Source organism: Nocardia sp. MDA0666 (genome assembly GCF_003023875.1).
Lineage (GTDB): Bacteria > Actinomycetota > Actinomycetes > Mycobacteriales > Mycobacteriaceae > Nocardia > Nocardia aobensis.
Genome location: NZ_PYHT01000007.1, coordinates 109424 through 133497, shown reverse-complemented (window position 1 = coordinate 133497; position 24074 = coordinate 109424). Strand labels below are relative to the sequence as shown.

Below are 24074 nucleotides of genomic sequence, written 5' to 3'. Positions count from 1 at the left end.
CGGCACCACCTACACCGGTCGAGATGCCGCGGCGACCAGCACCGCATGCAGCAATCTCGCCTGGATGCCCGCCTCGGCGCCGTGCTGCACCACCTCGGCGAACGCGATTCCGAGCGCGTGGCCCACATCGAATTCGCCTGGGCCTACGGACTTCCCGGCCAAATCGGCGCGCCAGTCCCGGTAACCGCTCACCACTTCGGCGAGTGTGCGGTCCCGCTGGGGCTCCCGGCGCAGGTATTCCCCGATCAGGACACGCTGCGCCTGCTTGCGCGCCGCGCCGCCACCGACGTCGTCGAGGGCCCGGCCGAATTCGTGGAGCGTCGCCGGATAGATGTCCGATCGCGGCGGCTCGCCGCCTGATTCCGTGGTCGGGGCGGCCGCTGGTTCTCGGGCGGTGCGCAGGTCGAGCGTCATCGAGCCGGTGGAGCCCTCGTCGCCCGGTTCACGACTCCATCGCACCGTGCCGTGTTCACCATCGAGCTCCGCTACCGCGACCGAAGTCAAGTGGATCATCGGGTAATCGGTGAGAACCCGGTCCACCGCTGACAGAAAGTCACGTACGGGCGGCAGCTGGAGGCCAGGGGTGTCGAACCCGGTGACCTGTACGCCGTGGCGCTCGGCCACTGTCCGCGCCAGCCAACCGATCATCGGGTCGGACGCGCGCTGCTCGCGAGAGCGGCGGCGATCATCCGCACGCGACTTGTCGCGCGACGATCGGTCGGGTCGGGGCGGGGAACCGTGCCGGGGATTCGACTCCGGCCGGCCGGGAGATCCGGTCTTTCCGGGGGATTCGGCTCTTCCCGGTGTGCCGGAAGGGCGAGGCGGCTGCCCGCCCCACGGGGTATCGCCCCGTCTCGTCGGTGCCGCTCGGCCGCCGGACGAGGCGTCCGTGGCTCGCGGCGCGGCGCGGCGGTCGGCAGGAGGCGGTGCCGACGAGGATGGCGGCGCCGAAACGGAGGAGGACCGGCGACCGGAGTCACCGCCCGGCTGTCGCCCGGCCTGCCCGGACGGATCGGACGTCGGCCGATCCTGATTCCACGGCGAGCGCGACTGCGCCCCATCCTGCGGGCCGGTCCGCGCCGGAGAACCGTTCGGTGACTGCGAGCCACCGGCCGGAGGCTGTTCGGCGCGCGGCGCCCCGCCGACGCGCTGCGCCGGACCGTCGGCGAGCGCGGAGTTGCGCGCCGGGGAGGGCGCAGGGGGGTCGTACGGGACCTGTGCACCGGTATCGACCGGCGACGGCAAAGTGGTCGCATCATCCGGTCGAAGCGTGGGCGAACTCCCGCTTCCCGAAGTCCGATCATCCGCCGCGCCGGCCAGGCGGGCGGCGTTACCGGCATCCTGGGCGTCGAATTCGTCTGCGGCACCGACGATTCCGGACGCCGTGCTGTGCAGCCCCTGCTCCATCGCCCGCACATTGGCCAGCATCTGATCGGCATGCGGTGTGAACTGCTCGGCGAACTGACAGCCCATATAGTCGTCGCCCCAGCTACCGCGAGCCTGATCCAGGCAATCGCGCAATCCCGCATAGGTCTGCCCGACCCGGTCGGCGAGTTCGGTCAGCCGTGCACCCCGTTCGCGCAGACCGGCCAGATCCAGTCGAAGTTCGCCGCTCATATCCCGCCTCGAACCGTCAGCTCCGGCCGCCGACCCGCAGGCGGAGCCGTCGCTCGAAGTCGGTCACGAAAACCGACAGCGGCACCGACGAACTCGAGCGCTCCACGACTCCGTCGTCGGCGACGTAGAAGACCGCGCGGTCCAGGGCGATGTCGTTGTCCGGCACCGGCGATCGCACCATCCAGCCCACGCTGACCCGGTCGGCGCGCAAGGACGACGGGGGGTAGTCCGCGGTGTCGTACCCGCGCTCGCGGATGTGATCGCGGACCAGTGCCAACGCCTCCGCCTCGCCGATCCCGGCGACCTCTCCGGCAACCAGATCCGCGAGGACGAACTGGAACAGCGCACCGGCGACGTCGACCCCGGTGTCGTCACCGACCACCTGCACGATGGCCTCACGTGTCACCGCGGCGGCCTGCGCAGCCGATACCAGCAACTCGGCGGCATCCGGTGACGGATTCTCAACGACTTCGGCGACTACTCGCGCCACCGTGTCGGTGGTCCACACCGCGGGCAGCGCTGCCGCGCATTCCGACACCGGAGCGGATTCGCCCCGGTACCACTGCCCCTCCTCCCACCAGTAACAAAACGACAGCATGCCGGTCAGCACCCGCGGATTGAGCACGGGGTCCGCCACCCAGTCCGGTGCTCCCGCAAACACATTCGGCATCGCGCCACCCCCGTTGTAGGCGACGTCCAACGCGGGGGCTTCCCATACGCCACCCGACAGCACCGCCCGATCCCCGGGAAGCAGCGTCAACGTCGAGCCGCTGTGGGCCGCGCTTTCGAAGATGCCCACGGACGGACCGATGCGTGGCCCCCGTTCCGAGCCGACCGCCACGAAGGCCGCGGCCAGCACCGCCCACCGTGCCCACAGTATCCGCAGGTCTGGCAACTCACCGGTGACCGGCACCGCCCGCACGCCCGCACTCCGGTCCGCCCGCATTCCGTCCCAGGCGGCGCGCGGTGGCCTCGACTGGGATTCACCGCGCCCGATGTACGCCGCCAGCCACACCGGCAGCCGACCGCGCGGATGATGTTCCAGGTCGGCCAGGTACGCCTGCGGCGCGAACAACTGCTCCCCGGGAAACGGCTCGGCCCCGTGATCGACGACGACCTCGGCCTCCTCCGTGTCGGCGCGCACCACTATCCGCCACCACGGCTCGCTCTCCAGCTCGGCCGAGAGCTGCCGGTGCCGGCGCACCGACGCCCACACCTCGTCCGAGACCTGACATCTGATCGGCCCGTTACCGTCATCGACCAGGAACAACGCCGACTCGGTGACAACGGTCACCGCGAACGATGCCTCCAGCCGTTGCCATCCGGGCGGTGCGAGCTCGCGCAAACCCGCGATGATCCGGTCCGCCGAGTCCGCGAGATCTTCAATTCTCACCACCGCCTCGATCTATCGCTTGTCAGGGCCGCATTCGGATCGAGAATTTCGTAACCGAGGCCCGGATGCAACCGGGCTGCTATTGCCAGCCCTGGAAAGTGATCGCGCAGAACCCGGAGTTCGCCGAGGGGCCCGTCTAGTGATTCGGATCGGTGTTCGTTCCGCGCGCGGCGGCCGCGAGGCATTCGGCGGCGATCCGGAGGGCGCGGGGGAGTTCGTCGCGGGGCACCGCGGTGTATCCCAGCGCGATGCCGAATGCCTGCCGGGGTCCGGCGTGGTGGCGGGCCAGCCCGTCGAGGAGAACACCGCGGCGGCGCGCGAGCTCGATCGCACGGCCTTCGGCCGCCGCGTCGGGGAGGGGAACCACCAGGTGGGATCCGGCGTCGTCACCGCGGATATCTAGGCCGTGGCGGCGTAGTTCCGCGACGGTGAGCGTGCGCCGGGGCGGCACTTCCCGGCGCAATCGGCGCAGATGGCGCGCGAGATCGCCGTGGCGGGCGAGTTCGGCCAGCACCAGCTGACCGGCCGGCGCCGGCCAAGCGCCGGTCGATTCGCGGTGCTCCGATACGGCCGCCACGATCCATGGGGCGGCGACCAGCCATCCGACGCCCAGTGTGGGGGAAAGGATCTTCGAGGTGGTGCCGAGGTGGACGACCAGGTCGGGCGCGAGCCCGGCGAGCAAGGGCAGCGGTGCGCTGTCGTAGCGCAATTCCCCGTCGTAGTCGTCTTCGATGATCACCGCGTCGGTGCGCCGCGCGAAGTCCACGAGCTCGACCCGGCGGCCGGCGGGCATCCGTACGCCGAGTGGAAATTGATGTGCCGGAGTGCAATACACCGCGCGGACATGAGCGGGAATCGATTCGACCAGGATCCCGTCGCGGTCCATCGGCACCGGCACCACCTCGACTCCGGCGGAGCGAAAGGCGCCGACCGCGCGCAGATATCCGGGATCTTCGATGGCGACGGCATCGCCGGGTCGCAGTACCGCACGAGCGAATTCGGCTACGGCGGAACTGGTTCCGGCTGTCGCGATGATGCGTGCCGGTTGATCGACGCGCAGCCCGCGATGGCGCAGCAGATGTTCGGCGACCATGGCCCGATAGCCGGGATCGCCGGCGCGCTCCTTGCGCACCGACGGGCCACGATCGCCGGCCGCCCGCCAGGCCCGCCGCCATGCGGCGCTGTCCATCACCTCCGCGCAGGGGGCGCCGGGCGCGAGGTCCAGCAGTTCCCGGGCGGAATCCGAAGCCGCCTGGGCGGCTGAGTGGTTCGAGGCCGGAACGGGTGCCGCGGTGAGGTAGGTCCCCGATCCGTGCCGCCCGGAGATCCAGCCCTCGGCATGTAGTTGGTCGTAGGCGGCGGTGACTACGGTGCGGCTGACGCCGAGCCGGGCGGCGAGGGCTCGCGAGGAGGGCATACGGTCACCGCCGCGCAGTCGTCCGTCGGTCGCGGCCTTGCGCAGCTCGTCGGCGACCTGTACCGACAGTGGACGCCGGTCCGATCGATCGACCGCGAGCGGCAGCTCGTCCACGATTGTTCTCCGATTCGCTGAAGTGGACTTCTCGAAAGCCTCCGTATTGGCCATTTCATAATGCCATTCGCCGCGCGATGCTGTTCCCATGACCGCTACATCAGTACCCAGACCTGCACTTTCTCCCACCCGCCGCAGTACCGTCACTCGCTACCGGGACCGCGCGGCGACCGACCGCGCGGCCTTGGACGACGTTCTCGACGCCGGCCTGATCTGCCATATCGGCGTGCTACTGCACGGCGCGCCGGTCGTGCTGCCGACCATCTACGGACGGGTGAACGACACGCTGTATCTGCATGGATCGACCGGTGCGGGCAATATGCGCGCCGCCCTCACCGGCGAGATCTCGGTGGCGGTGACGTTGGTCGACGCGATCGTGTACGCCCGTGCGGCCATGCACTTTTCGATGAACTACCGCTCCGCCGTCATCCACGGGCGTCCGGTCGAGGTCACCGATCCCGAGGAGCGGCTGCGCGCGTTGCGCGCCATCGTCGAACATTCCGCCCCGGCCGCCTGGGACACCGTGCGCACGCCCGACAAGAAGGAGCTGGCCGCCACGCTGGTCCTGGCCCTCGACCTCACCGAGGCCTCGGTGAAGACCCGCACCGGCGATCCCTCCGACGATCCCGCAGACCACAACAGCGACGCCTGGGCGGGCCTGCTCCCGGTCCGCCAGGTCTTCGGCACGCCGGTCCCGGCGCCCGACCTGGTGCGCCCGTGCGCCGTCCCGGACCACGTGGTGGCGCGCACGGTAGCGCCGCGCGTTCCCACGCCCTGAAATGCAGGCGACGCTGCGCCCCAGCGCGGCCGCGGGCTCGTGGGTCTGTACCGCTGCCGGCCATCGGTCCGGCCGCCGGTTCACCAGACGGTGACCGGCACCTCGAGCCGCTCGATTGTCTTGCGCGCGACATCGATCAGCGCAGCGGGGGATCGGAGGTATTCCTGATCCAGGCCGACCAGTGCGAGGGTGTACGTGTGCCCGATCCGGCACAGATAGGCCGCGAGACGCGTGCGGGGCAGCGCGGTCGGTTGCAGTCCGGGATGGATGGCCCGGGCGGCGACGCCGGTGCAGCGATGGGGACCCAGCTGGGCCAGCGAGGCCGGGAGGGTGCCGATATTCGAGCACAGGATGTCACGTTCGCCCGCACCGCGGGAGAGCCGATGGGCCACGCGTGCGGGCAGCACCTGCAGTAGTTCCGCGGGCATGCCCGGCGGACCGGACATCCGGTATTCGTATGCCGCACGGCACTTCTCACGGAGGATGGCGGGAGTGTCGGTGCGCTCGACCACCACTTCGGTCATGGCCATGTCGTTGTTGACGCGGCGATCGTCGCGGGTGTCGACGGGCACGGCGGCGGTGATGGTCGGAACGGGAAAGCCGCTGTCCCACAGTATTTTCGCGACGATATGGAGGAACAGGCTGTTGGCTGTTCCACCCCGCCCCGCCGCGGCCAGCTCCCAATCGGCCGCTGGAAATTGGAGTACCGCATCGGAGGTCGTCGCCGTCTCGGCGCTGCGGCCCGTGCCGCCACCGGATTCCCGTGGAACTCCGTGGCGCAGGGCGCGTGCGGTGCCGGACACCACGATGGACCACTGCCGGGCGGCATCGGACCAATCCGACTGGGGGGCGGCGTGATCCGTGACCGGCGTGCCGGACAGCGCGTGGTCGACGGCCAGTGCCAGGCCGCGTCCGTCGGCGAGGGCGTGGGAACACGTCAGCGCCACCACCGAACCGCCCTCACGCAGCGCCGCCGCGGACAGCCGCCATCCCGGTCCGAATTCCGGATCAAGCTCGTAACCCTGTTCGCCGGCCCAGCTCAGCAGATCAGCGGTGGTGATGCCGCCGCCGGCGATGCGCAACGGATGAGCGCCGTCGTTGCGCCGCCAGTACGGCCGCGCACCCGGCACCCGTGGCCGGACGACCCGGCGGCCGAGCGGGCCGACGCGCAGGGCGGCGTGGATCTGTTCCAGCAGCCGGCGGTCGATGGGGTCGGCGGTGCGCCACAATCCTTGCAGCGCACTGGGAGTGCCCAGACCGCGATGGGCGCGCAGGAAGATCTCGTCGACGACGGTGAGCCGGCCCATCGCCGCTCAGGCCGACGATCCGTGCCGGCCCGCGCCACCGGCGAACCGTTGCGCACCCTCGAGCGCGCCGTCGGCCAGGGCGGTGAAGCCGTAGCGGAACTCGCGCGCCATCGCCTCCGATTCGTCGAGCCCCCACTGCTCCAGCGCCGACATCCGATCCGACCGCAGGCAGGTCTGCGGCAGCGCGGCCAGTTCGGTGGCGAGCCGCTCCGCGGCGGCGCGCGATTCGCCGGGGGCCACGACCTGGTTGACCAGTCCGATCTGCAGTGCCTCGGGTGCGGCGACCGCACGGCCGGTCAGGATCATGTCCATCGCCCGGCCGTGGCCGACGATGCGCGGCAGTCGCACCGTGCCACCGTCGATCAGCGGGACGCCCCAGCGGCGGCAGAACACGCCGAATGTGCTGTCCTGCTCGGCGATTCGCAGATCGCACCACAGCGCCAGTTCCAGTCCACCGGCTACGGCATAGCCGGAGACCGCGGCGATCACCGGTTTGGTCAGCGTCATGCGGGTGGGGCCCATCGGCCCGTCGCCGTCCTCGGCCGCCCGGTTGGACTTCTCGGTGCCCAGCGATTTCAGATCCGCCCCGGCGCAGAAGGTGCCGCCTGCGCCCCAGAGCACCGCGACCGCCGCCGTGTCGTCGGCATCGAATTCGCGGAACGCCGCCGCCAGCGCCTGCGCGGTCGGTCCGTCGACGGCATTGCGTGCCTCGGGGCGATCCAGGATCACCGTGAAGACCGGCCCGCTGCGCTCGATTCGTACGCTCACGAATTCGACCATACGGCCCGCCCCGGCCCTTGCGTCAAGAAATGAATATGTGATTCACTTCTTGCGTGGCGTACCGCAGAACCCCCGCCGTGCAGGCCCGACTGGACGCCCAGTCGCGCGCCATCGTGCACGCGGCCATGAAGGTGCTCTCGGAGCAGGGCTTCGGCGGGCTGTCGATGGCCACCGTCGCCGCGGAGGCCGGGGTCGCCACCGGAACCGTCTACAAGAGCTTCAGCGGTAAGGCCGAACTGGTCACCGCCGTGTTCCGGGACGTGGTCACCCGCGAGGTCGCCGCGGTCGCGCAGGCCGGGGCGGAGGGCGGTGTGGTCGAGCGGGTCACGGCCGCGGTGGAGACCTTCGCCGGGCGCGCGCTGAAGAATCCCAAACTCGCCTACGTCCTGCTCGCCGAACCCGTGGACGCGAGCGTCGACACCGAACGCCTGCGCTTCCGCCGGGCGTTCGCCGAAACCTTCGAGACCGCGATCGCCGATGGTGTCGGCGCCGGGCAGCTGCCGCCGCAGGACCCGCGCACCACCGCCACCGCCCTGGTCGGCGCCATCGGTGAGGTGCTGGTCGGACCGCTGGCCGAGCAGTTGCAGAGCGAATCCGTGGTGCCCGAACTCGTCGCCTTCGCCCTGCGGGCCCTCGGCGCGCACGAATAGGAGAACTCATATGGCCACCCACGAAGTGTTCAACCAGGTCCCGCCGATCACCCCGTTCGACTTCTCCCGCAACCCGGCCCTGATCGAGGGCCTGCACCGCGAAGGCGCCGGCTGGGCGGAGGCCGAGGTGCGCGAATTGGGCGCGCTTGCAGGTAGTTTCGAGGCGCAGGAGTGGGGCCGGCTGGCCAACGAGTACCCGCCGGTGTTGCACACTCACGATCGCTACGGCAATCGGGTGGACGAGGTGGAGTTCCACCCCTACTGGCACAACCTGATGGACGTCGCGGTACGGCACGGCCTGCACGGCAGTCCCTGGCTCGACGACCGGCCCGGCGCGCACGTCGCCCGCGCCGCGAAGTTCTACACGTGGGGCATCGCCGACGCCGGACATATGTGCCCCATCTCGATGACCTACGCCGCGGTTCCGGCATTGCGCCACAACCCCGAACTGGCCGCCCGCTTCGAGCCGCTACTCGGTTCGCGCACCTATGATTTCGGCCTGCGCGAACCCTCGTCGAAGGCCGGTCTGATCGCCGGGATGTCGATGACGGAGAAGCAGGGCGGCTCCGATGTCCGGGCCAATACCACCACGGCCACACGGCAATCCGACGGTACCTACCGCGTCGTCGGGCACAAGTGGTTCACCTCCGCGCCGATGTCGGATATGTTCCTGACGCTGGCTCAGGCGCCGGGTGGCCTGTCCTGCTTCCTGCTGCCGCGAGTGCTGCCCGACGGCACCCGCAACGCGCTGCGGCTGCAGCGCCTGAAGGACAAGCTGGGCAACAAGTCCAACGCGTCCTCGGAGATCGAGTACGAGAACGCGACCGGCTGGCTGGTCGGCGCCGAGGGGGCGGGTGTGAAGACCATCATCGAGATGGTGAACATGACCCGGCTCGACTGTGTGATCGGTTCGGCGACCGGCATGCGCACCGGTGTGGTCTACGCCGCGCACCACGCGCGCCATCGGGAAGCGTTCGGCGCCAAGCTGATCGACCAGGCCGCCATGCGCAATGTGCTGGCCGATCTGGTGATCGAATCCGACGCCGCGACGACGGTGATGATGCGGCTGGCCGGTGCCACCGACCGCGCCGCGACCGACCCCGCCGAGGCGGCACTGCGCCGAATCGCGTTGGCGGTCACCAAATACTGGGTCTGCAAGCGGGCCCCGGCGCACGCCGCCGAGGCGCTGGAATGCTTCGGCGGCAACGGCTACGTCGAGGAGTCGGGTATGCCGCGGCTGTACCGGGAGGCGCCGCTGATGTCGATCTGGGAGGGCTCGGGCAATGTGGCGGCGCTGGACGCCCTGCGCGCCATGGGCCGTCAGCCGGAGACGGTCGAGGCCTACTTCAACGAGGTGTCGCTGGCCCGCGGCGCCAACCACCACCTCGACGACGCGATCGACCGGATCGGCAAGGAGCTCACCGACCTCAGCGATATCGAATTCCGCGCCCGGCGCGTGGTCGAACTGATGGCGTTGGTGCTGCAGGGCGCACAGTTGGTGCGGCATGGTCACGCAGCGGTCGCGGATGCGTTCTGCGCCAGCCGATTCGGTGGTGACTGGGGGATCGCCTTCGGCACCCTCCCGGTGGGGGTGGATACCGAGGCGATCCTGCAGCGCGCCTTCGTCTGATCGAACGTCGTCCGATCCGGCTCAGCCGACCGGTTCGCTCGACATCTCCCACGGGGCCTGCGGCAGTACGTCGCCGGTCTCGAGGAGGGATTTGAGGTTGGCCAGCACTGCCGGCCAGCCGCTCGAAATGCCTTGCAGCATCTCCTGATTCGGCAGATTCTCGTGGGTGACGGTGAGCCGGACGATATCGCGGTGCGGTTCGACGAGAAAGGTGACCAGCGACGGCGACCGGTCGGCATCCGGCATGTCCTCGAAGGTCACCACGAGGCGGTGCGGCGGATCCGACTCGATCACCTCGCCGACGACGTCGACCGCGCCCGAGCCGTCGACGCGGCGGTGTTCCCAGCTCGAACCCGGTTGCCAGTCGGACACATTCGCATGTCCCCAGTAGCGGGCGGTGAGATCGGCGTCGGTCAGTGCCTTCCAGACCTGTTCGGCACTGGCGTGAATGTAGGTGACGTAGACGTAGGTGGGCACGGTCGTGCTCATGGCGTACTCCTCAGCCTGGTTTCTGATGGCCCGGATCGCATCCAGTCGCGGCCTGTCGAAGACGGAGATCCATCGTTGTTCGATGTCGTGGATTGGTGCCGGATTGATGTAGTGCACCCGCTCCCGCCCGCGTCGCAGCACGGTGACCAGCCCGGCTCGGACCAGGATGTCGAGGTGCTGCGTCAGTGACTGGCGCGCCATCTCCACCCGTTCGCACAGTTCGCGCAGGGTCTGCCCGTTCTGCTCACGAAGCCGGTCCAGTAGCAGTCGCCGAGTCGGGTCGGCCAATGCCTTGAAGACCACGTCCATATCCGGTTCGGGTTGCACGGGAAAATTATGCAGGTATTTACCTGCCTAAGTCAACGGGTACGGGTGGTGCGCTCCGTGGTTGGGGACCTCACGGGGCGGCGGCGAGGGCCAGACCGATCAGGCCCACCACCTTGAGCAGCTCCAGTCCGATGTACCAGTAGTGCGCCGTCGAGCGCGGTCCGTCCGCACCGGCCAGGACCCGGTTCGAACGCCGGGTCAGCGGCGGCCGCACCGCCACCACCTGGATCGCCAGCACGACCACCGCGCCGATCAGCCACCCCCAGGTCGCCGCGCCCGGGCCGACCACGGCCGCCGAGATCAGCAGCAGCACCGCCAGTACGGCCTCGGTGATGTTCAGCGCCTTGAACACCATCCGGCCGATCCCCAGCCCGAGGGCGAGCGTCACGCCCGGCGCGCGGAACTTCAGCGGCGCCTCCAGAAAGGAGATGGCCAGCACCATGCCGAGCCACAGCATCGGCAGGAACCACAGCAGATGTTGTGCAACCGAGGTCATATTCCGGACGGTACAACGGCGCGCCGGCCCGTGGCAGCGCCGTGCTCACATTCCCGGCATGAGATCAATTACGCATCCGGGCGAGGTATTTTCCGTGGTGGCGGGGTCAGCGGTGGCCGCGATACCACCGGATCAGCGCATCGGTCGACGAATCCGATTGCGGTGCCGGGTCTTCGGCGGAGGTGAGCAGCGGCTCCAGCGCGAGCGCCTGCTGTTTGCCCAGCTCCACGCCCCACTGGTCGAAACTGTCGATGCCCCAGATGGTGCCCTCGACGAAGACCTGATGCTCGTAGAGCGCGATCAACTGTCCGACCACCGACGGGGTGAGCTGCGGGGCCAGGATCGCGGTGGAAGGCCGGTTACCGGGCATCACGCGGTGCGGCACGAGCGCCGGATCGAAATCCGGAGTGCCGCCGTCCTCGGCCTCGATCTCCGCCGCGGTGCGACCGAAGGCCAGCACCTTCGTCTGCGCGAACAGATTGCTCATCAGGATGTCGTGCATGCTGCCGGAGCCGTCGCGCGTCGCGAGATCGTCGGTGGGACGGGCGAATCCGATGAAATCGGCCGGCACCAGCCGGGTGCCCTGATGCAGCAGCTGGTAGAAGGCGTGCTGTCCGTTCGTTCCGGGTTCGCCCCAGAAGATCTCGCCGGTCGAGGTCGTCACCGGACTGCCGTCCAGGCGCACCGATTTACCGTTCGACTCCATGGTCAGCTGCTGCAGATAGGCCGGGAAGCGCGCCAGATCGTTGGAGTACGGCAGCACCGCGCGCGACTGGGCGCCGAAGAAATTCGAGTACCAGACCCCGAGCAGGCCGAGCAGGATCGGCGCATTGCGCTCCGGCGGCGCGGAGACGAAATGTTCGTCGACACTGTGCATTCCGGCCAGGAATTCGGCGAAACGTTCCTTGCCGATCACCGCCATCATCGACAGCCCGATCGCGGAATCCACCGAGTAGCGGCCGCCGACCCAATCCCAGAACTCGAACATGTTCGTGGTGTCGATGCCGAAGTCGGCCACCCGTTGCGCATGGGTGGACACCGCCACGAAATGTTTGGCGACCGCGTCCTCGCCGAGCGCCGCCACCAGCCAGCGCCGCGCCGCGGTGGCATTGGTGAGCGTCTCCAGTGTCGAAAACGTCTTGGAGGCAACGACGAACAGGGTGTGCGCCGGATCGAGGCCGTCGAGCTTCGCGATCAGATCCGCCGGGTCGATATTGGAGACGAATCGCGCCGAAATACCGGCATCCGCGTAGTGCCGCAAGGCTTGATACAGCATGGCGGGTCCCAGATCCGAGCCGCCGATGCCGATGTTCACCACCGTGGTGATGCGTTCACCGCTCGCGCCGCGCCACTGTCCCGAGCGCACCGCATCGGTGAATTCGCCCATCCGGCGCAGCACTTCGTGTACCTGCGCACCCGCGTCGGCGCCGTCGATCGTCATCGAGGCGCCGGCCGGCAGACGCAGGGCGACATGGCCCACCGCGCGGTCCTCGGAGGTGTTGATGTGCTCGCCCGCGAACATCGCGTCCCGGCGCCGCGCCACCCCCGCCGTCTCCGCCAGATCGAGCAGCAGATCCAGGGTTTCACGGGTGATGCGGTGCTTGCTGTAGTCGATATGCAGATCGCCGACCTCGACGGTCAGCTCGCGTCCCCGCTCCGGATCCTCGGCGAAGAACTCGCGCAGATGCCGGTCGGCCACGGCCGAATAGTGATCGTGCAGTTTCCGCCAGGCCGCCGTCGCGGTGATGTCGCTGCTCACCCCCGCGAGATTACAGACCCGATTTGCTACGCGCAGGTAGCGATGTCGCTGGCCCCGCCGATCGGCGAGATTACAGACCCGATTTGCTACGCGCAGGTAGCGATGTCGCTGGCCCCGCCGATCGGCGAGATTACAGACCAGTTCCGCTACGCGCAGGTAGTCACAGCCCACCTGGTAGTTGCCCGCGCTCGCGTCCACCGCGGCCTACCCTGAGCACATGGTGTCGCAAACCGAGTTACTCGAATCCGTCCCCACTCAACTCTGGATCGGCGGGCCGGTGGATGCCACCGGCGGCGCCACCTTCGCGGTCGAGAATCCGGCGACCGGAGAGCCTCTCGCACACGTCGCCGACGCCACGCCCGAGGACGCCGTGCGCGCCCTCGACGCGGCCGTGTCCGCACAGGACAGCTGGGCCACCACCCCGGCCCGCGAACGCGGCGAGATCCTGCGCGCGGTCTACGAGCGGATCGTCGAGCGCACCGAGGACTTCGCCCTGCTGATGACCCTGGAAATGGGTAAGGCGCTGCCCGAGAGCCGCAACGAGGTGCGCTACGGCGCCGAATTCTTCCGCTGGTTCAGCGAGGAAGCGGTCCGGGTGCACGGCCGCTACCAGACCGCGCCCACCGGGACGGGCCGCATCGTCGTCCACAAACAGCCGGTCGGGCCGTGCCTGGCCATCACGCCCTGGAATTTCCCGCTCGCGATGGGCACCCGCAAGATCGGCCCGGCCCTGGCCGCGGGCTGCACGATGATCGTCAAGCCCGCCTCGGCCACACCGCTGACCATGCTGCTGCTGGCGAAGCTGTGCAGTGAGGCCGGGCTGCCGGACGGGGTGCTGTCGGTCATCACCTCCAGTCACTCCGGTGCGGTGACCGAACCGCTGATCAACGATCCGCGGCTGCGCAAACTCACCTTCACCGGCTCGACCGGCGTCGGCAAGAAACTGGTGGAGAAGTCCGCGAACGGCCTGCTGCGCACCTCGATGGAATTGGGTGGCAACGCCCCGTTCGTGGTCTTCGACGACGCCGACATCGACGCCGCGGTGCAGGGCGCGATGCTGGCGAAGCTGCGCAACGGAGGTGAGGCGTGCACCGCCGCCAACCGGTTCCACGTGCACAACTCGGTGCGCGCCGAGTTCACCGACAAACTGGTCGCCGCCATGCAGGAGGTGAAACTCGGCCCCGGTGACGACCCGTCGACCACCCTCGGCCCGCTGATCAACCAGGACCAGCTCGATACCGTCAGCGAACTGGTCGAGGACGCGGTGGAACGCGGCGCCGAGGTGCGCATCGGCGGGAAGGCGCCCGGCGGGACCGGGTACTACTATCCGGCGACCGTGCTGTGCGAGGTGCCCGAGCAGGCCCGGATCCTCAGCGAAGAGGTGTTCGGACCGGTCGCGCCGATCGTCGGATTCGATACCGAGGAGCAGGGCCTCGCCGCCGCCAACGACACCGAATTCGGTTTGGTCGCTTACGTTTACACCCGCGATCTGGATCGTGCGCTGCGTATCGCGGAGGGGCTGGAGAGCGGCATGGTCGGTATCAACCGCGGCGTCATCTCCGATCCGGCGGCGCCGTTCGGCGGGGTCAAGGCCTCCGGATTCGGCCGCGAGGGCGGCTTCGAGGGGATCGAGGAGTATCTGTCGACGAAGTACATCGCCCTGCCCTGACCCGGCAGTCCCCGGATACGAAACGACCGCCCCGGGGGATCGGCACCCGGGGCGGCCTGGGGTCGCGGAGTTCGTCGAGACGATCGCCGCGTGGTCTCGGTGGGTTGTGTAGCTCAGTGGCCGAGTCGGCGGTAACTCAGTGGCCGAGTCGGCCGCGGCCGAGGCGGAGCAGCAGCATGGCCAGCGTGTGACCTTCCTGACCCAGTTCGCTGAAGCGTTCCAGCACCTTCATCTCGCGGGAGTGCACCAGGCGCGGGCCACCGTTGGCCATGCGGGTGCGGCCGATGATGCGCGAGACCTCGGTGCGCCGCTTGATGGCCGCGAGAATCTCGGCGTCGAGGCGATCGATCTCCTTGCGGAGCTTCTCGATCTCCGCCTCACTACTCGGCAACGTCACATCGGAACCGGTCGCGGGCTGATCAATCGGCTCAGTAGAGGTGCTCATACTTTCTTCTCCTCGTGTCAGAACTTCGATCGGCGTGCGGCCCTGCCCCGTTACCGATGTGATTCCTCCACCGTGAAACAGACCTGTTCGGCCTTGAATTGTCCCCCGTCGAGTATGCGCTCACGTGCGAAATCGGCGACCACGAATACCTTCGTACGCCTGAACAGCAGAGGTCGTGAGCGCGCTGGTCATGTGGCCAGTCTGCCACGTGGGGCAAGTGAGGCAAAGTTCTCGTCGGTGAGAATGCGCTGAGATCGCGCCGGACTACAGCATGTCGGTGGCCGCCGGTAGCGTGGATGGACGATGGAGACGACGGTGGCGGGAACAGCGGCGGGGACGGCAACGGTGGGTACGGCGGCAACGCGAGGTGCGGACAGGTCCGCGCCGGTCGATCAGCAGGCGCAGCGCCTGCTCGAGGGCCTGAATCCGCAGCAGCGGGCGGCGGTTGTGCACGCGGGTTCACCCTTGCTGATCGTGGCCGGCGCCGGCTCCGGGAAGACCGCCGTACTCACCCGGCGCATCGCCTATCTGCTGGCCGAACGCGGCGTCACGCCCGGGCAGATCCTGGCCATCACGTTCACCAACAAGGCCGCGGCGGAGATGCGCGAGCGCGTGACGGACCTGGTGGGTCCGCGCGCCGCCGCCATGTGGGTGTCGACCTTCCACTCCTCCTGTGTGCGCATCCTGCGGATGCAGGCGAATCTGCTGCCCGGCGCGTTGAACTCCAACTTCTCCATCTACGACGCCGACGATTCGCGCCGCCTGCTGGCGATGATCATTCGCGACCAGAATCTGGATCCGAAGAAGTATTCGCCGCGACTGCTCGCGACTGCCATCTCCAATCTCAAGAACGAGCTGATCGACCCCGAAACGGCCACGGCGGACGCGGAATCCGACGAGACGGAACTGCCCGGCATCGTCGCCCGGGTCTACACCGAATATCAGCGGCGGCTGCGCGCGGCCAACGCCTTCGACTTCGACGATCTGATCGGCGAGACGGTCGCGCTCCTGCAGAGCCACCCGCAGGTCGCCGAGTACTACCGCCGTCGCTTCCGGCATGTGCTGGTCGACGAATACCAGGACACCAACCACGCCCAGTACGTGCTGGTGCGCGAACTGGTCGGCCATCATGTGCGACCGGCGGCCGACGAGCTCGCCGACGCCGACGCGGGGGCCGAGGCGGCCGATCCGGAATTCACCCCGGCACGCCGCGGCGATGCGGTGCCGCCCAGCGAGCTGTGTGTGGTCGGTGACGCAGACCAGTCCATCTACGCGTTCCGCGGAGCGACCATCCGCAATATCGAGGAATTCGAGCGCGATTTCCCGGACGCGGAAACGATTCTGCTGGAACAGAACTACCGCTCCACCCAGCACATCCTCTCGGCTGCCAACGCGCTCATCTCCCGCAACGAGAATCGGCGCGACAAGAAGTTGTGGACCGATTCCGGTGAGGGCGATCTGATCGTCGGCTATGTCGCCGACAACGAACACGACGAGGCGTCGTTCGTCGCGCGCGAGATCGACCGGCTGGTCGAACAGGGCGACTACAACTACGGCGATGTCGCGGTGTTCTATCGCACCAACAACAACTCGCGGGCGCTGGAAGAGATCTTCATCCGCATGGGTCTGCCCTACAAGGTGGTCGGCGGCGTCCGGTTCTACGAGCGCAAGGAGGTCCGCGATGTGGTCGCCTACCTGCGCGTGCTGGAGAATCCCGACGACGCGGTGAGCCTGCGCCGCATTCTCAACACTCCGCGTCGGGGGATCGGTGACCGCGCCGAGGCGTGTGTGGCGGTGCACGCCGAGCAGCGCGACATCGGCTTCGCGGCCGCGCTGCGCGACGCCGCTGACGGCAAGGTGGCGCTGTTGAACACCCGCGCCCAGCGTGCGATCGCCGGCTTCCTCGATCTGCTCGACGAGATCCGCGCCGCCGGCGTCACCGCGGACAGCGAATTCCCCGATGTGGGCAATGTCGTCGAGGCGGTCCTGGACAAGACCGGCTACCGCGGCGAGCTGGAGGCCTCCGACGATCCGCAGGACGGCGCCCGGCTGGACAACCTGAACGAATTGGTAAGCGTAGCAAGGGAATTCAGTTCCGAGGCGCGTAACAATGTGGAGGCCGCCCGCGAGGAGGGCCTGCTGCCCGAGGCGGCCGACGGCGAGCCGGACCCTGGTTCCCTGGCGGCGTTCCTGGAACGGGTCTCGCTGGTGGCCGACACCGATCAGATCCCGGACGAGGGTTCCGGCGTAGTCACCCTGATGACCCTGCACACCGCGAAGGGCCTGGAGTTCCCGGTGGTGTTCGTGACCGGCTGGGAGGACGGCCAGTTCCCGCACATGCGCGCGCTGGGCGATCCGGCCGAACTGGCCGAGGAACGCCGCCTGGCCTACGTCGGCATCACCCGCGCCCGGAAACGGCTGTACCTGAGCCGCGCGGTGGTGCGCTCCGGCTGGGGACAGGCGGTGTCGAATCCGGAGTCTCGCTTCCTGCAGGAGATTCCGGGGCATCTGATGGATTGGCAACGGCTGGAACCGACTCCGCCGTCGGGCGGACGTGGTTTCCGCCGCCGCGGCGAGGACGACGGCCTGGAACGCGACTGGACCCGCGGTGACGGCTGGTCCCAGCAGCGCCCCGGCCTGCGCGATCGCAGCCCCGCCCGGCCCGCCGCCAAGCACAACAACTCCGGCTTGGTGCTCGCCGTGGGTGACCGCGTCAGCGACGACAAGTACGGTCTCGGCCGCGTGGTCGCCGCCGAAGGCTTCGGCGCCCTCGCCACGGTCACCATCGATTTCGGCACCGCCGGCAAGATCCGCCTGATCCCGCAGTACAGCCGGACCCTGGTCAAGCTCTGAGGGGCCGTCCCGGCGGACTCGCGCTCAACGGCCCGCCGGGACGCCTTTCACCATGATCCGTTCCACCCGGTTGCCCGCATCGAGAACGGCGAGCTGTTCGGCGGGCTGACGGTCCGCCTCGAACTCGAATCCGTTGCGGCGGTAGAGCGCGATGGCATGCTCGTTGTCGGCGAAGACACCGAGCCGGAGGGTGGTGTATCGGTTCTCGGCAGCCCAGTGCTCGACACGACTGAGCAGCAGATCACCCACCCCCAGGCCGCGCGCGGACCGGTCGACCCATATCGAGATCACCCGGGCCGCGCCATGATCGGGCTCCGGCACCCCACTCGCGATTCCCACCGGTTCGCCGTGACGAAACGCCAGCAGATCGTGCGCCCCGGGAATACTCAACCGCGTACGCCAGCGGTCTTCCCGGTCTCCGTCGCCCTGCCAGTCCGCCAGCCGAGTCCGGAATGCCTCCGGCGCCCCGGCCAGCGCCGCTAGTCGAGCTCGCCGCCACAACCGCCAGTCGTCCGCGCCGACCACACGAATTTCGATCATGACGCAAGATTGACCGCTGCGCCCATCGACCGGCAACGGCTTTCTCATGCAGCCGCCCGGCCGCAGAGCGGGTGACACCCGGCGGAACGCGTCAGTCGCGCTCGGGGCCGAGGGAGATGCCGCGGGAGGCGAGCCAGGGGAGGGGGTCGATCTTGTCCTGGCCGTTGAGCCACACCTCGAAATGGCAGTGCGGACCGGTGGAGAAGCCACGGTTGCCGACGGTGGCGATCTGGTCGCCGGCCAGTACGTGCTGGCCTTCCGAGACGGTGGCGGTGTCGACGTGGCCGTAGACCGTGATGGTGCCGTCGGCGTGCCGCAGGCGGACCCACATGCCGAAACCGGAGGCCGGGCCGGCGCTGATCACGTCGCCGTCCTCGACCGCGTAGATCGGGGTGCCGATCGGGGCCGCGATGTCGACACCCAGGTGCTGCACACCCCAGCGGCTACCGAAGCCCGAGGTGAAGGTGCCATTGGCGAATTTGGAGAACAGGGGGCGCAGTTTCGCCGATTCCTGGGCCGCGAGTCCGGCGGCGAATTCCTGACCGTGCTGCAGGATGTCCTGGAACTGACTGAGATCCGCGACGGGCGCGACATTGAGAACCTGCGGCGACTGCGGATTACCCGCCTGGGTGCTGACCGCCTGGGCCGCGATTTCGTGGACCTGACCGGCGGCGTCGTAGTCGGCGGTCGCAGTGTGGTGCTGACTGCCGGACTCCATTCCGGCCTGTCCGGCGGCGACCACCGCGCCGGCGGCGACCGCCACCACGGCGGCGCGGCCCTTGAGCGCGGCGGGCGGGGTCGGCACGCGGTGCGCACCGCTGAAGCGCCGGGGGCCTTCCGCGTCGGCGTCGGCCTCATCGGCGTCGGCGCTGTCACGCTTCCAGGAGCTGCGCAGCCGGGCCAGGTTGAACGGTTCGTTGCCGGCGGGTTCGTCGTATTCGTCGGCGGCGTCGTAGTGGGCGGCGTCGTAGTCGGCGGGGCCCTCGGGGTAGTGCACACCGCGGCCGTCGTCGAAACCGGGGTCGGCGGCGGCCCATTCGTCGGTTCGTGGCCACTGCGGATCGGCGGTCCAGTCACCGTCGGGCTGCGCCTGGGCTCCCCAGGGCTGCCACTGTCCGGAATCCTCCGAACCGGTTGCCCCCCAGGCGTTCTCGGTGGAACTCCCGGTGGTCGCGGTGAGGCCGACGACGGTCGCGCCCGCCGCACCGGCACCGGCGGACATCCAGCTGTCGGCACGTCCCGGCATACTGCGCACGGGCGGAGCCGCGGGCTCTTCGGAACGGGAACCGGTGTAACCGCCGAAAGATTGGTTACCACCGAAGTACGGATGTTGGTCGAGGGATTCTCCGTCGCCGCGGTAACGGCGGGCGGACTGTGGCCGATGCCCAGGTTGTAGGCGACCGTGGCTCATCGGCGGACTCCGAGACCGGGTAACGCGGGGGATCCGGAAGACGCGGGACGCGGTGCGCCGGTAGAACGGCTTGCTACCTGCGGAGCACTGTGCTGCAACAAGCCTGCCGTCCTCCTGATCGGTGCGGTGTACGCGGCCTCATCCGGGTGGGTCTGTCGATGTGTTCTACCAGCTGGCCCTGATGACCGAGTGACGAGTATTCCCGTCACGCCTGTGATCTGGCTGTGACATCGACCGCATCGACGGTAACGAAACGATTGCAGGTGGGCAAGCGCTCCGGTCGATAAGGGGGTACTTGTGACATTGATCACGTCTGGAGCGCGGAATATCTCACGTTCCACTGGGCACGCGAGTGAGAACAGGCAACTACACTACGTAGTAGCCAATGTGGCAATTCGGATCATCGTCCGCCCTACCTGGCGGCGTGTCGGCAAGCTACTCGCCAGTAGCCTTGGCCAGCGGTTTTGCACAGGCGGATGCCCGCTCGTGACCTGCGCCACTTAGGCTGTATGCGGCTGATTTCGGCGACATCGAACTGATTAGAGTCCGACTCGACCCGCTTCCGACGACGGGCCGCCAACAAAGTCGTTGTCACAACAACGCAGACGAGACGGTGAGTACATGGATCTCTTCGAATATCAGGCGAAGGAACTCTTCGTGAAGCACGGAGTGCCTTCGTCGGAGGGCCGCGTCACGGACTCGGCCGAGGACGCCCGTGCCATCGCGACCGAAATCGGCAAGCCTGTGATGATCAAGTCGCAGGTCAAGGTCGGTGGCCGCGGTAAGGCCGGTGGCGTGAAGTACGCCGCCACCCCGGACGACGCCTTCACCCACGCGAACAACATCCTGGGCCTGGACATCAAGGGCCACGTCACCAAGAAGATCCTGGTCGCCGAGGCCAAGGACATCGCGGAGGAGTACTACATCTCCTTCCTGCTCGATCGCGCCAACCGCACCTACCTGGCCATGTGCTCGGTCGAGGGCGGTATGGAGATCGAAGAGGTCGCCGCCACCAAGCCCGACCGCCTGGCCAAGGTGCCGGTCGACGCCGTCAAGGGTGTGGACCTGGCCTTCGCGCGTTCGATCGCCGAGCAGGGCCACCTGCCCGCCGACGTGCTGGACGCCGCCGCGGTGACCATTCAGAAGCTGTGGGAGGTCTTCGTCGCCGAAGACGCGACGCTGGTCGAGGTGAACCCGCTGGTCCGCACGCCGGAGAACGAGATCCTGGCCCTGGACGGCAAGGTCACCCTGGACGAGAACGCCGACTTCCGCCACCCCGACCACGCCGAGTTCGCCGATCGTGACGCCACCGATCCGCTGGAGCTCAAGGCCAAGGAGAACGACCTCAACTACGTCAAGCTCGACGGTGAGGTCGGCATCATCGGCAACGGCGCCGGCCTGGTCATGTCGACCCTGGACGTCGTCGCCTACGCGGGTGAGAAGCACAACGGCGTGAAGCCGGCCAACTTCCTCGACATCGGTGGTGGCGCCTCGGCCGAGGTGATGGCCAACGGTCTCGACGTGATCCTCAACGACGCGCAGGTCAAGAGCGTGTTCGTGAACGTGTTCGGCGGCATCACCGCGTGTGACGCGGTGGCCAACGGCATCGTCAAGGCCCTGGAGATCCTGGGGTCGGAGGCGAACAAGCCGCTGGTCGTCCGCCTCGACGGCAACAAGGTCGAGGAGGGTCGCCAGATCCTCGTCGATGCCAACCACCCGCTGGTCACCCTCGCCCAGACCATGGACGAAGGCGCCGACAAGGCCGCCGAACTGGCTGCGGCCAAGTAAGGACAAGAAGAACATGTCTATCTTCCTGAACAAGGACTCCAAGGTCATCGTCCAGGGCATCACCGGCGGTGAGGGCACCAAGCACACCGCGCTGATGCTGAAGGCGGGCACCCAGGTCGTCGGTGGCGTCAACGCCCGCAAGGCCGGCACCACCGTCTCGCACACCGCCAAGGACGGCTCGGACGTCGAGCTGCCGGTTTTCGGCACCGTCGCCGAGGCCATCAAGGAGACCGGCGCCGACGTGTCGATCGCCTTCGTGCCGCCGAAGTTCGCCAAGGACGCCATCATCGAGGCCATCGACGCGGAGATCCCGCTGCTCGTGGTCATCACCGAGGGCATCCCGGTGCAGGACACCGCCTACGCGTGGGCCTACAACGTGGAGAAGGGCAACAAGACCCGGATCATCGGCCCCAACTGCCCCGGCATCATCACCCCGGGTGAGTCGCTGGTGGGCATCACCCCGGCCAACATCACCGGCAAGGGCCCGATCGGCCTGGTGTCGAAGTCGGGCACCCTGACCTACCAGATGATGTACGAGCTGCGTGACTTCGGCTTCTCGACCTCCATCGGCATCGGTGGCGACCCGGTCATCGGCACCACCCACATCGACGCCATCGAGGCGTTCGAGAAGGACCCGGAGACCAAGCTCATCGTCATGATCGGCGAGATCGGCGGCGACGCCGAGGAGCGGGCGGCCGCCTACATCAAGGCCAACGTCACCAAGCCGGTCGTCGGCTACGTCGCGGGCTTCACCGCGCCGGAGGGCAAGACCATGGGCCACGCCGGCGCCATCGTCTCCGGCTCCTCGGGCACCGCCGCCGCGAAGAAGGAGGCCCTCGAGGCCGCGGGCGTGAAGGTCGGCAAGACCCCGTCCGAGACCGCGGCCCTGGCGCGCGAGATCCTGGAGAAGGCTTCGATCACCGCTTGATCGTTCGCTGCCTCGCGGCAGCGGGACACAGCGCGAAGGCCGCCTTGTCGTAACGGCAAGGCGGCCTTCGTTTTTCACTCGGCAAGGTGAACGACGTGCTGCTGGGCAGGAGCAGCTCGCTGCTGTGGGCAGGGTCGGCAGCGGTTGTCGCGGGCAGGGGACAACCGTCGTTCAGGGTGCCGGGAACAGGTGGCACAGGCCCAGCGCCCGCACCACCGTGCAGAACATTTCCGAAACGTCCATCCGATACCTCCGATCGTCTTCGGTGACAACACGAACGATCCGGGTATGCGGTTCATAGTGAATTCTCGAGCTTGCCGCCAGTGGCGTCGTGGCCGTGACCGGTGCGCTCGAGTGCAGTAGCGTCAAGGGCATTCAGCCTGAAAGCCGATGAAGGACTCGATAGGAGACGACCACATGTCCTACCCGACCGGGGGATCCGGGTACAACGCGCCCAATCAGACGCCCTCGCCCACACCCTCGTCCGCGCCCAGCTTCGGCCAGCAGCCGACAGGTAGTACCGGCGGCGGTTCGGGGCTTTCGGCGTTGAGCGCCAAGGGGCTGACTTTCTACCTGACCGTTGGAATCGCCGCGCTGGGCGTGATCAACTTCTTCCTGGGCTTCCTCGATTTCTCGACCTTCGACGAGGGCGCGATGAACAGCTCCAAGGAGCCCGACAAGGGCATGAGCCTGTTCCAGGAAGGCGGCACGGCGCCGCTGCTGCTCCTGCTGTTCGCGGGTCTGGTGGCCGGTATCGCGCTGCTGCCCAAGCAGGAGGCCAGGAACGCGGTGGTCGCGGCGGCTTCGGCGGCCGGCTTCCTCGGTGTCCTGTTCCAGGCGTTCGTGACGCCGACGCTGTACAAGACCGCGGGCACTGCCTGGGTCCTGGTCTTCCTGGCGCTGGTGCAGCTCGCCGCGGCCGTGGTCGCGCTGCTGTTCGAGAGCGGAATCCTCTCCGCGCCCGAGCCGAAGCCCGCGGCGGCCGCCGCCCCGGGTGCCGGCGGTGCGAGCGCCTACGGGCAGTCCTCCTACGGCCAGAGCCAGCCGGGTCAGCAGCAGTCCTACGGTCAGGCCCAGGCCGGTCAGCAGGCCGCCTACGGCCAGTACGGCCAGCAGTACGGCCAGGCGCAGGGTCAGGCCCAGCAGCAGGGACAGCAGCAGGCCGCCTACGGCCAGTACGGTCAGCAGTACGGCCAGGGCCAGTACGGTCAGCAGCCCTCCGCGTACGGGCAGCAGCCCTACGGCCAGCAGGGTCAGCAGGCGCAGCAGGGTTACGGCGCGCAGGGTGCGCAGTCGCCCTACGGTCAGCGCCCGCAGACCGGTGGTGACGAGGCCGCGACCCAGCACTTCGGCGCCGCGGGCCAGCAGCCCGGCCAGTCCGGTCAGCAGTACGGTTCGCTGAACTTCGGTCAGCAGGGCCAGCAGGGGCAGCCCGGCCAGCCCGGCGCGCAGCCGTTCGGTGGCGAGCAGACCGGTAACCCGGCCGCCGACGCCACCAAGGCCTTCCGTCCCGAGGACGACCAGAAGTAGATCCGCTCGACGCGACGATCGGCGAGTCAGGCGCTTTTCACGGCGCGCCTGACTCGCCGATCCGTTTCCAGCTGAGACCCTGTCATGTCGGTGGTCGTGTCGTGCTTCGGCGAGTCAACCGGACGAGTCAACCAGGATCCCGCGAGGTAGTTC

The 24074-nt window shown here is 68.4% G+C and carries 19 protein-coding genes; 8 read left to right on the top strand and 11 right to left on the bottom strand.

Going from position 1 to position 24074, the window contains the following annotated elements; all coding sequences use genetic code 11:
* Positions 1 to 9: 9 nt before the first annotated feature.
* The 3 genes from C8258_RS13415 to C8258_RS13405 form a co-directional block, all read right to left on the bottom strand.
* Positions 10 to 1617: a hypothetical protein gene (locus C8258_RS13415; protein WP_106955471.1), complete on the bottom strand. Its 1608-nt coding sequence runs from the start codon at positions 1615 to 1617 to the stop codon at positions 10 to 12.
* 16 nt (positions 1618 to 1633) lie between these two features.
* A complete protein-coding gene (locus C8258_RS13410; protein ID WP_233225067.1) occupies positions 1634 to 3010 on the bottom strand; it encodes a hypothetical protein in 1377 nt (458 codons plus the stop codon).
* Between the two features lie 136 nt (positions 3011 to 3146).
* Entirely contained in the window at positions 3147 to 4541 is a 1395-nt protein-coding gene (locus C8258_RS13405) for a PLP-dependent aminotransferase family protein (protein WP_233225066.1), read from the bottom strand.
* An 88-nt stretch (positions 4542 to 4629) separates the two neighbouring features.
* Between C8258_RS13405 and C8258_RS13400 the strand changes: the two genes are divergently transcribed.
* Positions 4630 to 5319: a pyridoxamine 5'-phosphate oxidase family protein gene (locus C8258_RS13400; protein ID WP_106955469.1), complete on the top strand. Its 690-nt coding sequence runs from the start codon at positions 4630 to 4632 to the stop codon at positions 5317 to 5319.
* A gap of 80 nt (positions 5320 to 5399) precedes the next feature.
* Here the strand turns inward: C8258_RS13400 and C8258_RS13395 are convergent, their stop codons facing one another.
* Together C8258_RS13395 and C8258_RS13390 are read right to left on the bottom strand one after the other, a co-directional pair.
* Positions 5400 to 6626, bottom strand: coding sequence for a hypothetical protein (locus tag C8258_RS13395; RefSeq protein ID WP_106955468.1), 1227 nt, complete (start codon positions 6624 to 6626; stop codon positions 5400 to 5402).
* A 6-nt stretch (positions 6627 to 6632) separates the two neighbouring features.
* Positions 6633 to 7406 carry a crotonase/enoyl-CoA hydratase family protein gene (locus C8258_RS13390; protein ID WP_106955467.1) on the bottom strand — a complete coding sequence of 258 codons (774 nt, stop codon included), beginning with the start codon at positions 7404 to 7406 and terminating at the stop codon, positions 6633 to 6635.
* Positions 7407 to 7459: 53 nt separating this feature from the next.
* Between C8258_RS13390 and C8258_RS13385 the strand changes: the two genes are divergently transcribed.
* Positions 7460 to 8056: a TetR/AcrR family transcriptional regulator gene (locus C8258_RS13385; RefSeq protein ID WP_039780858.1), complete on the top strand. Its 597-nt coding sequence runs from the start codon at positions 7460 to 7462 to the stop codon at positions 8054 to 8056.
* Between the two features lie 10 nt (positions 8057 to 8066).
* Entirely contained in the window at positions 8067 to 9686 is a 1620-nt protein-coding gene (locus C8258_RS13380; protein ID WP_106955466.1) for an acyl-CoA dehydrogenase family protein, read from the top strand.
* A 21-nt stretch (positions 9687 to 9707) separates the two neighbouring features.
* Here the strand turns inward: C8258_RS13380 and C8258_RS13375 are convergent, their stop codons facing one another.
* From C8258_RS13375 to pgi, 3 genes are all read right to left on the bottom strand, one after another.
* Positions 9708 to 10478 (bottom strand): metalloregulator ArsR/SmtB family transcription factor, encoded by a 771-nt coding sequence (locus C8258_RS13375; RefSeq protein WP_199195697.1) that lies wholly within the window; start codon positions 10476 to 10478, stop codon positions 9708 to 9710.
* 94 nt (positions 10479 to 10572) lie between these two features.
* On the bottom strand, positions 10573 to 10998 hold the full coding sequence (locus tag C8258_RS13370) for a hypothetical protein (protein WP_106955464.1): 426 nt from the start codon (positions 10996 to 10998) through the stop codon (positions 10573 to 10575).
* A gap of 106 nt (positions 10999 to 11104) precedes the next feature.
* A complete protein-coding gene (gene pgi, locus C8258_RS13365) occupies positions 11105 to 12757 on the bottom strand; it encodes a glucose-6-phosphate isomerase (RefSeq protein WP_106955463.1) in 1653 nt (550 codons plus the stop codon).
* 217 nt (positions 12758 to 12974) lie between these two features.
* Between pgi and C8258_RS13360 the strand changes: the two genes are divergently transcribed.
* Positions 12975 to 14426 carry an NAD-dependent succinate-semialdehyde dehydrogenase gene (locus C8258_RS13360; RefSeq protein WP_106955462.1) on the top strand — a complete coding sequence of 484 codons (1452 nt, stop codon included), beginning with the start codon at positions 12975 to 12977 and terminating at the stop codon, positions 14424 to 14426.
* Positions 14427 to 14562: 136 nt separating this feature from the next.
* Here the strand turns inward: C8258_RS13360 and C8258_RS13355 are convergent, their stop codons facing one another.
* On the bottom strand, positions 14563 to 14871 hold the full coding sequence (locus tag C8258_RS13355; protein WP_062964859.1) for a chorismate mutase: 309 nt from the start codon (positions 14869 to 14871) through the stop codon (positions 14563 to 14565).
* Positions 14872 to 15174: 303 nt separating this feature from the next.
* Here C8258_RS13355 and pcrA point away from each other — a divergent pair, with 303 nt between their 5' ends.
* Entirely contained in the window at positions 15175 to 17724 is a 2550-nt protein-coding gene (gene pcrA, locus C8258_RS13350; RefSeq protein ID WP_106955461.1) for a DNA helicase PcrA, read from the top strand.
* A gap of 24 nt (positions 17725 to 17748) precedes the next feature.
* Here pcrA and C8258_RS13345 read toward each other — a convergent pair whose 3' ends face one another.
* Entirely contained in the window at positions 17749 to 18264 is a 516-nt protein-coding gene (locus C8258_RS13345; protein WP_106955460.1) for a GNAT family N-acetyltransferase, read from the bottom strand.
* Positions 18265 to 18355: 91 nt separating this feature from the next.
* Positions 18356 to 19510 carry a M23 family metallopeptidase gene (locus tag C8258_RS13340; protein WP_233225065.1) on the bottom strand — a complete coding sequence of 385 codons (1155 nt, stop codon included), beginning with the start codon at positions 19508 to 19510 and terminating at the stop codon, positions 18356 to 18358.
* Between the two features lie 786 nt (positions 19511 to 20296).
* Between C8258_RS13340 and sucC the strand changes: the two genes are divergently transcribed.
* The 3 genes from sucC to C8258_RS13320 all read left to right on the top strand — a co-directional run bounded on the left by sucC (position 20297) and on the right by C8258_RS13320 (position 23921).
* Complete coding sequence (gene sucC / locus C8258_RS13330) at positions 20297 to 21463, top strand: ADP-forming succinate--CoA ligase subunit beta (RefSeq protein ID WP_036505484.1); 1167 nt, start codon at positions 20297 to 20299, stop codon at positions 21461 to 21463.
* Positions 21464 to 21476: 13 nt separating this feature from the next.
* Entirely contained in the window at positions 21477 to 22391 is a 915-nt protein-coding gene (gene sucD / locus C8258_RS13325) for a succinate--CoA ligase subunit alpha (protein ID WP_039780846.1), read from the top strand.
* 417 nt (positions 22392 to 22808) lie between these two features.
* Positions 22809 to 23921 (top strand): DUF5336 domain-containing protein, encoded by a 1113-nt coding sequence (locus tag C8258_RS13320; RefSeq protein WP_106955459.1) that lies wholly within the window; start codon positions 22809 to 22811, stop codon positions 23919 to 23921.
* Positions 23922 to 24074: the final 153 nt, after the last annotated feature.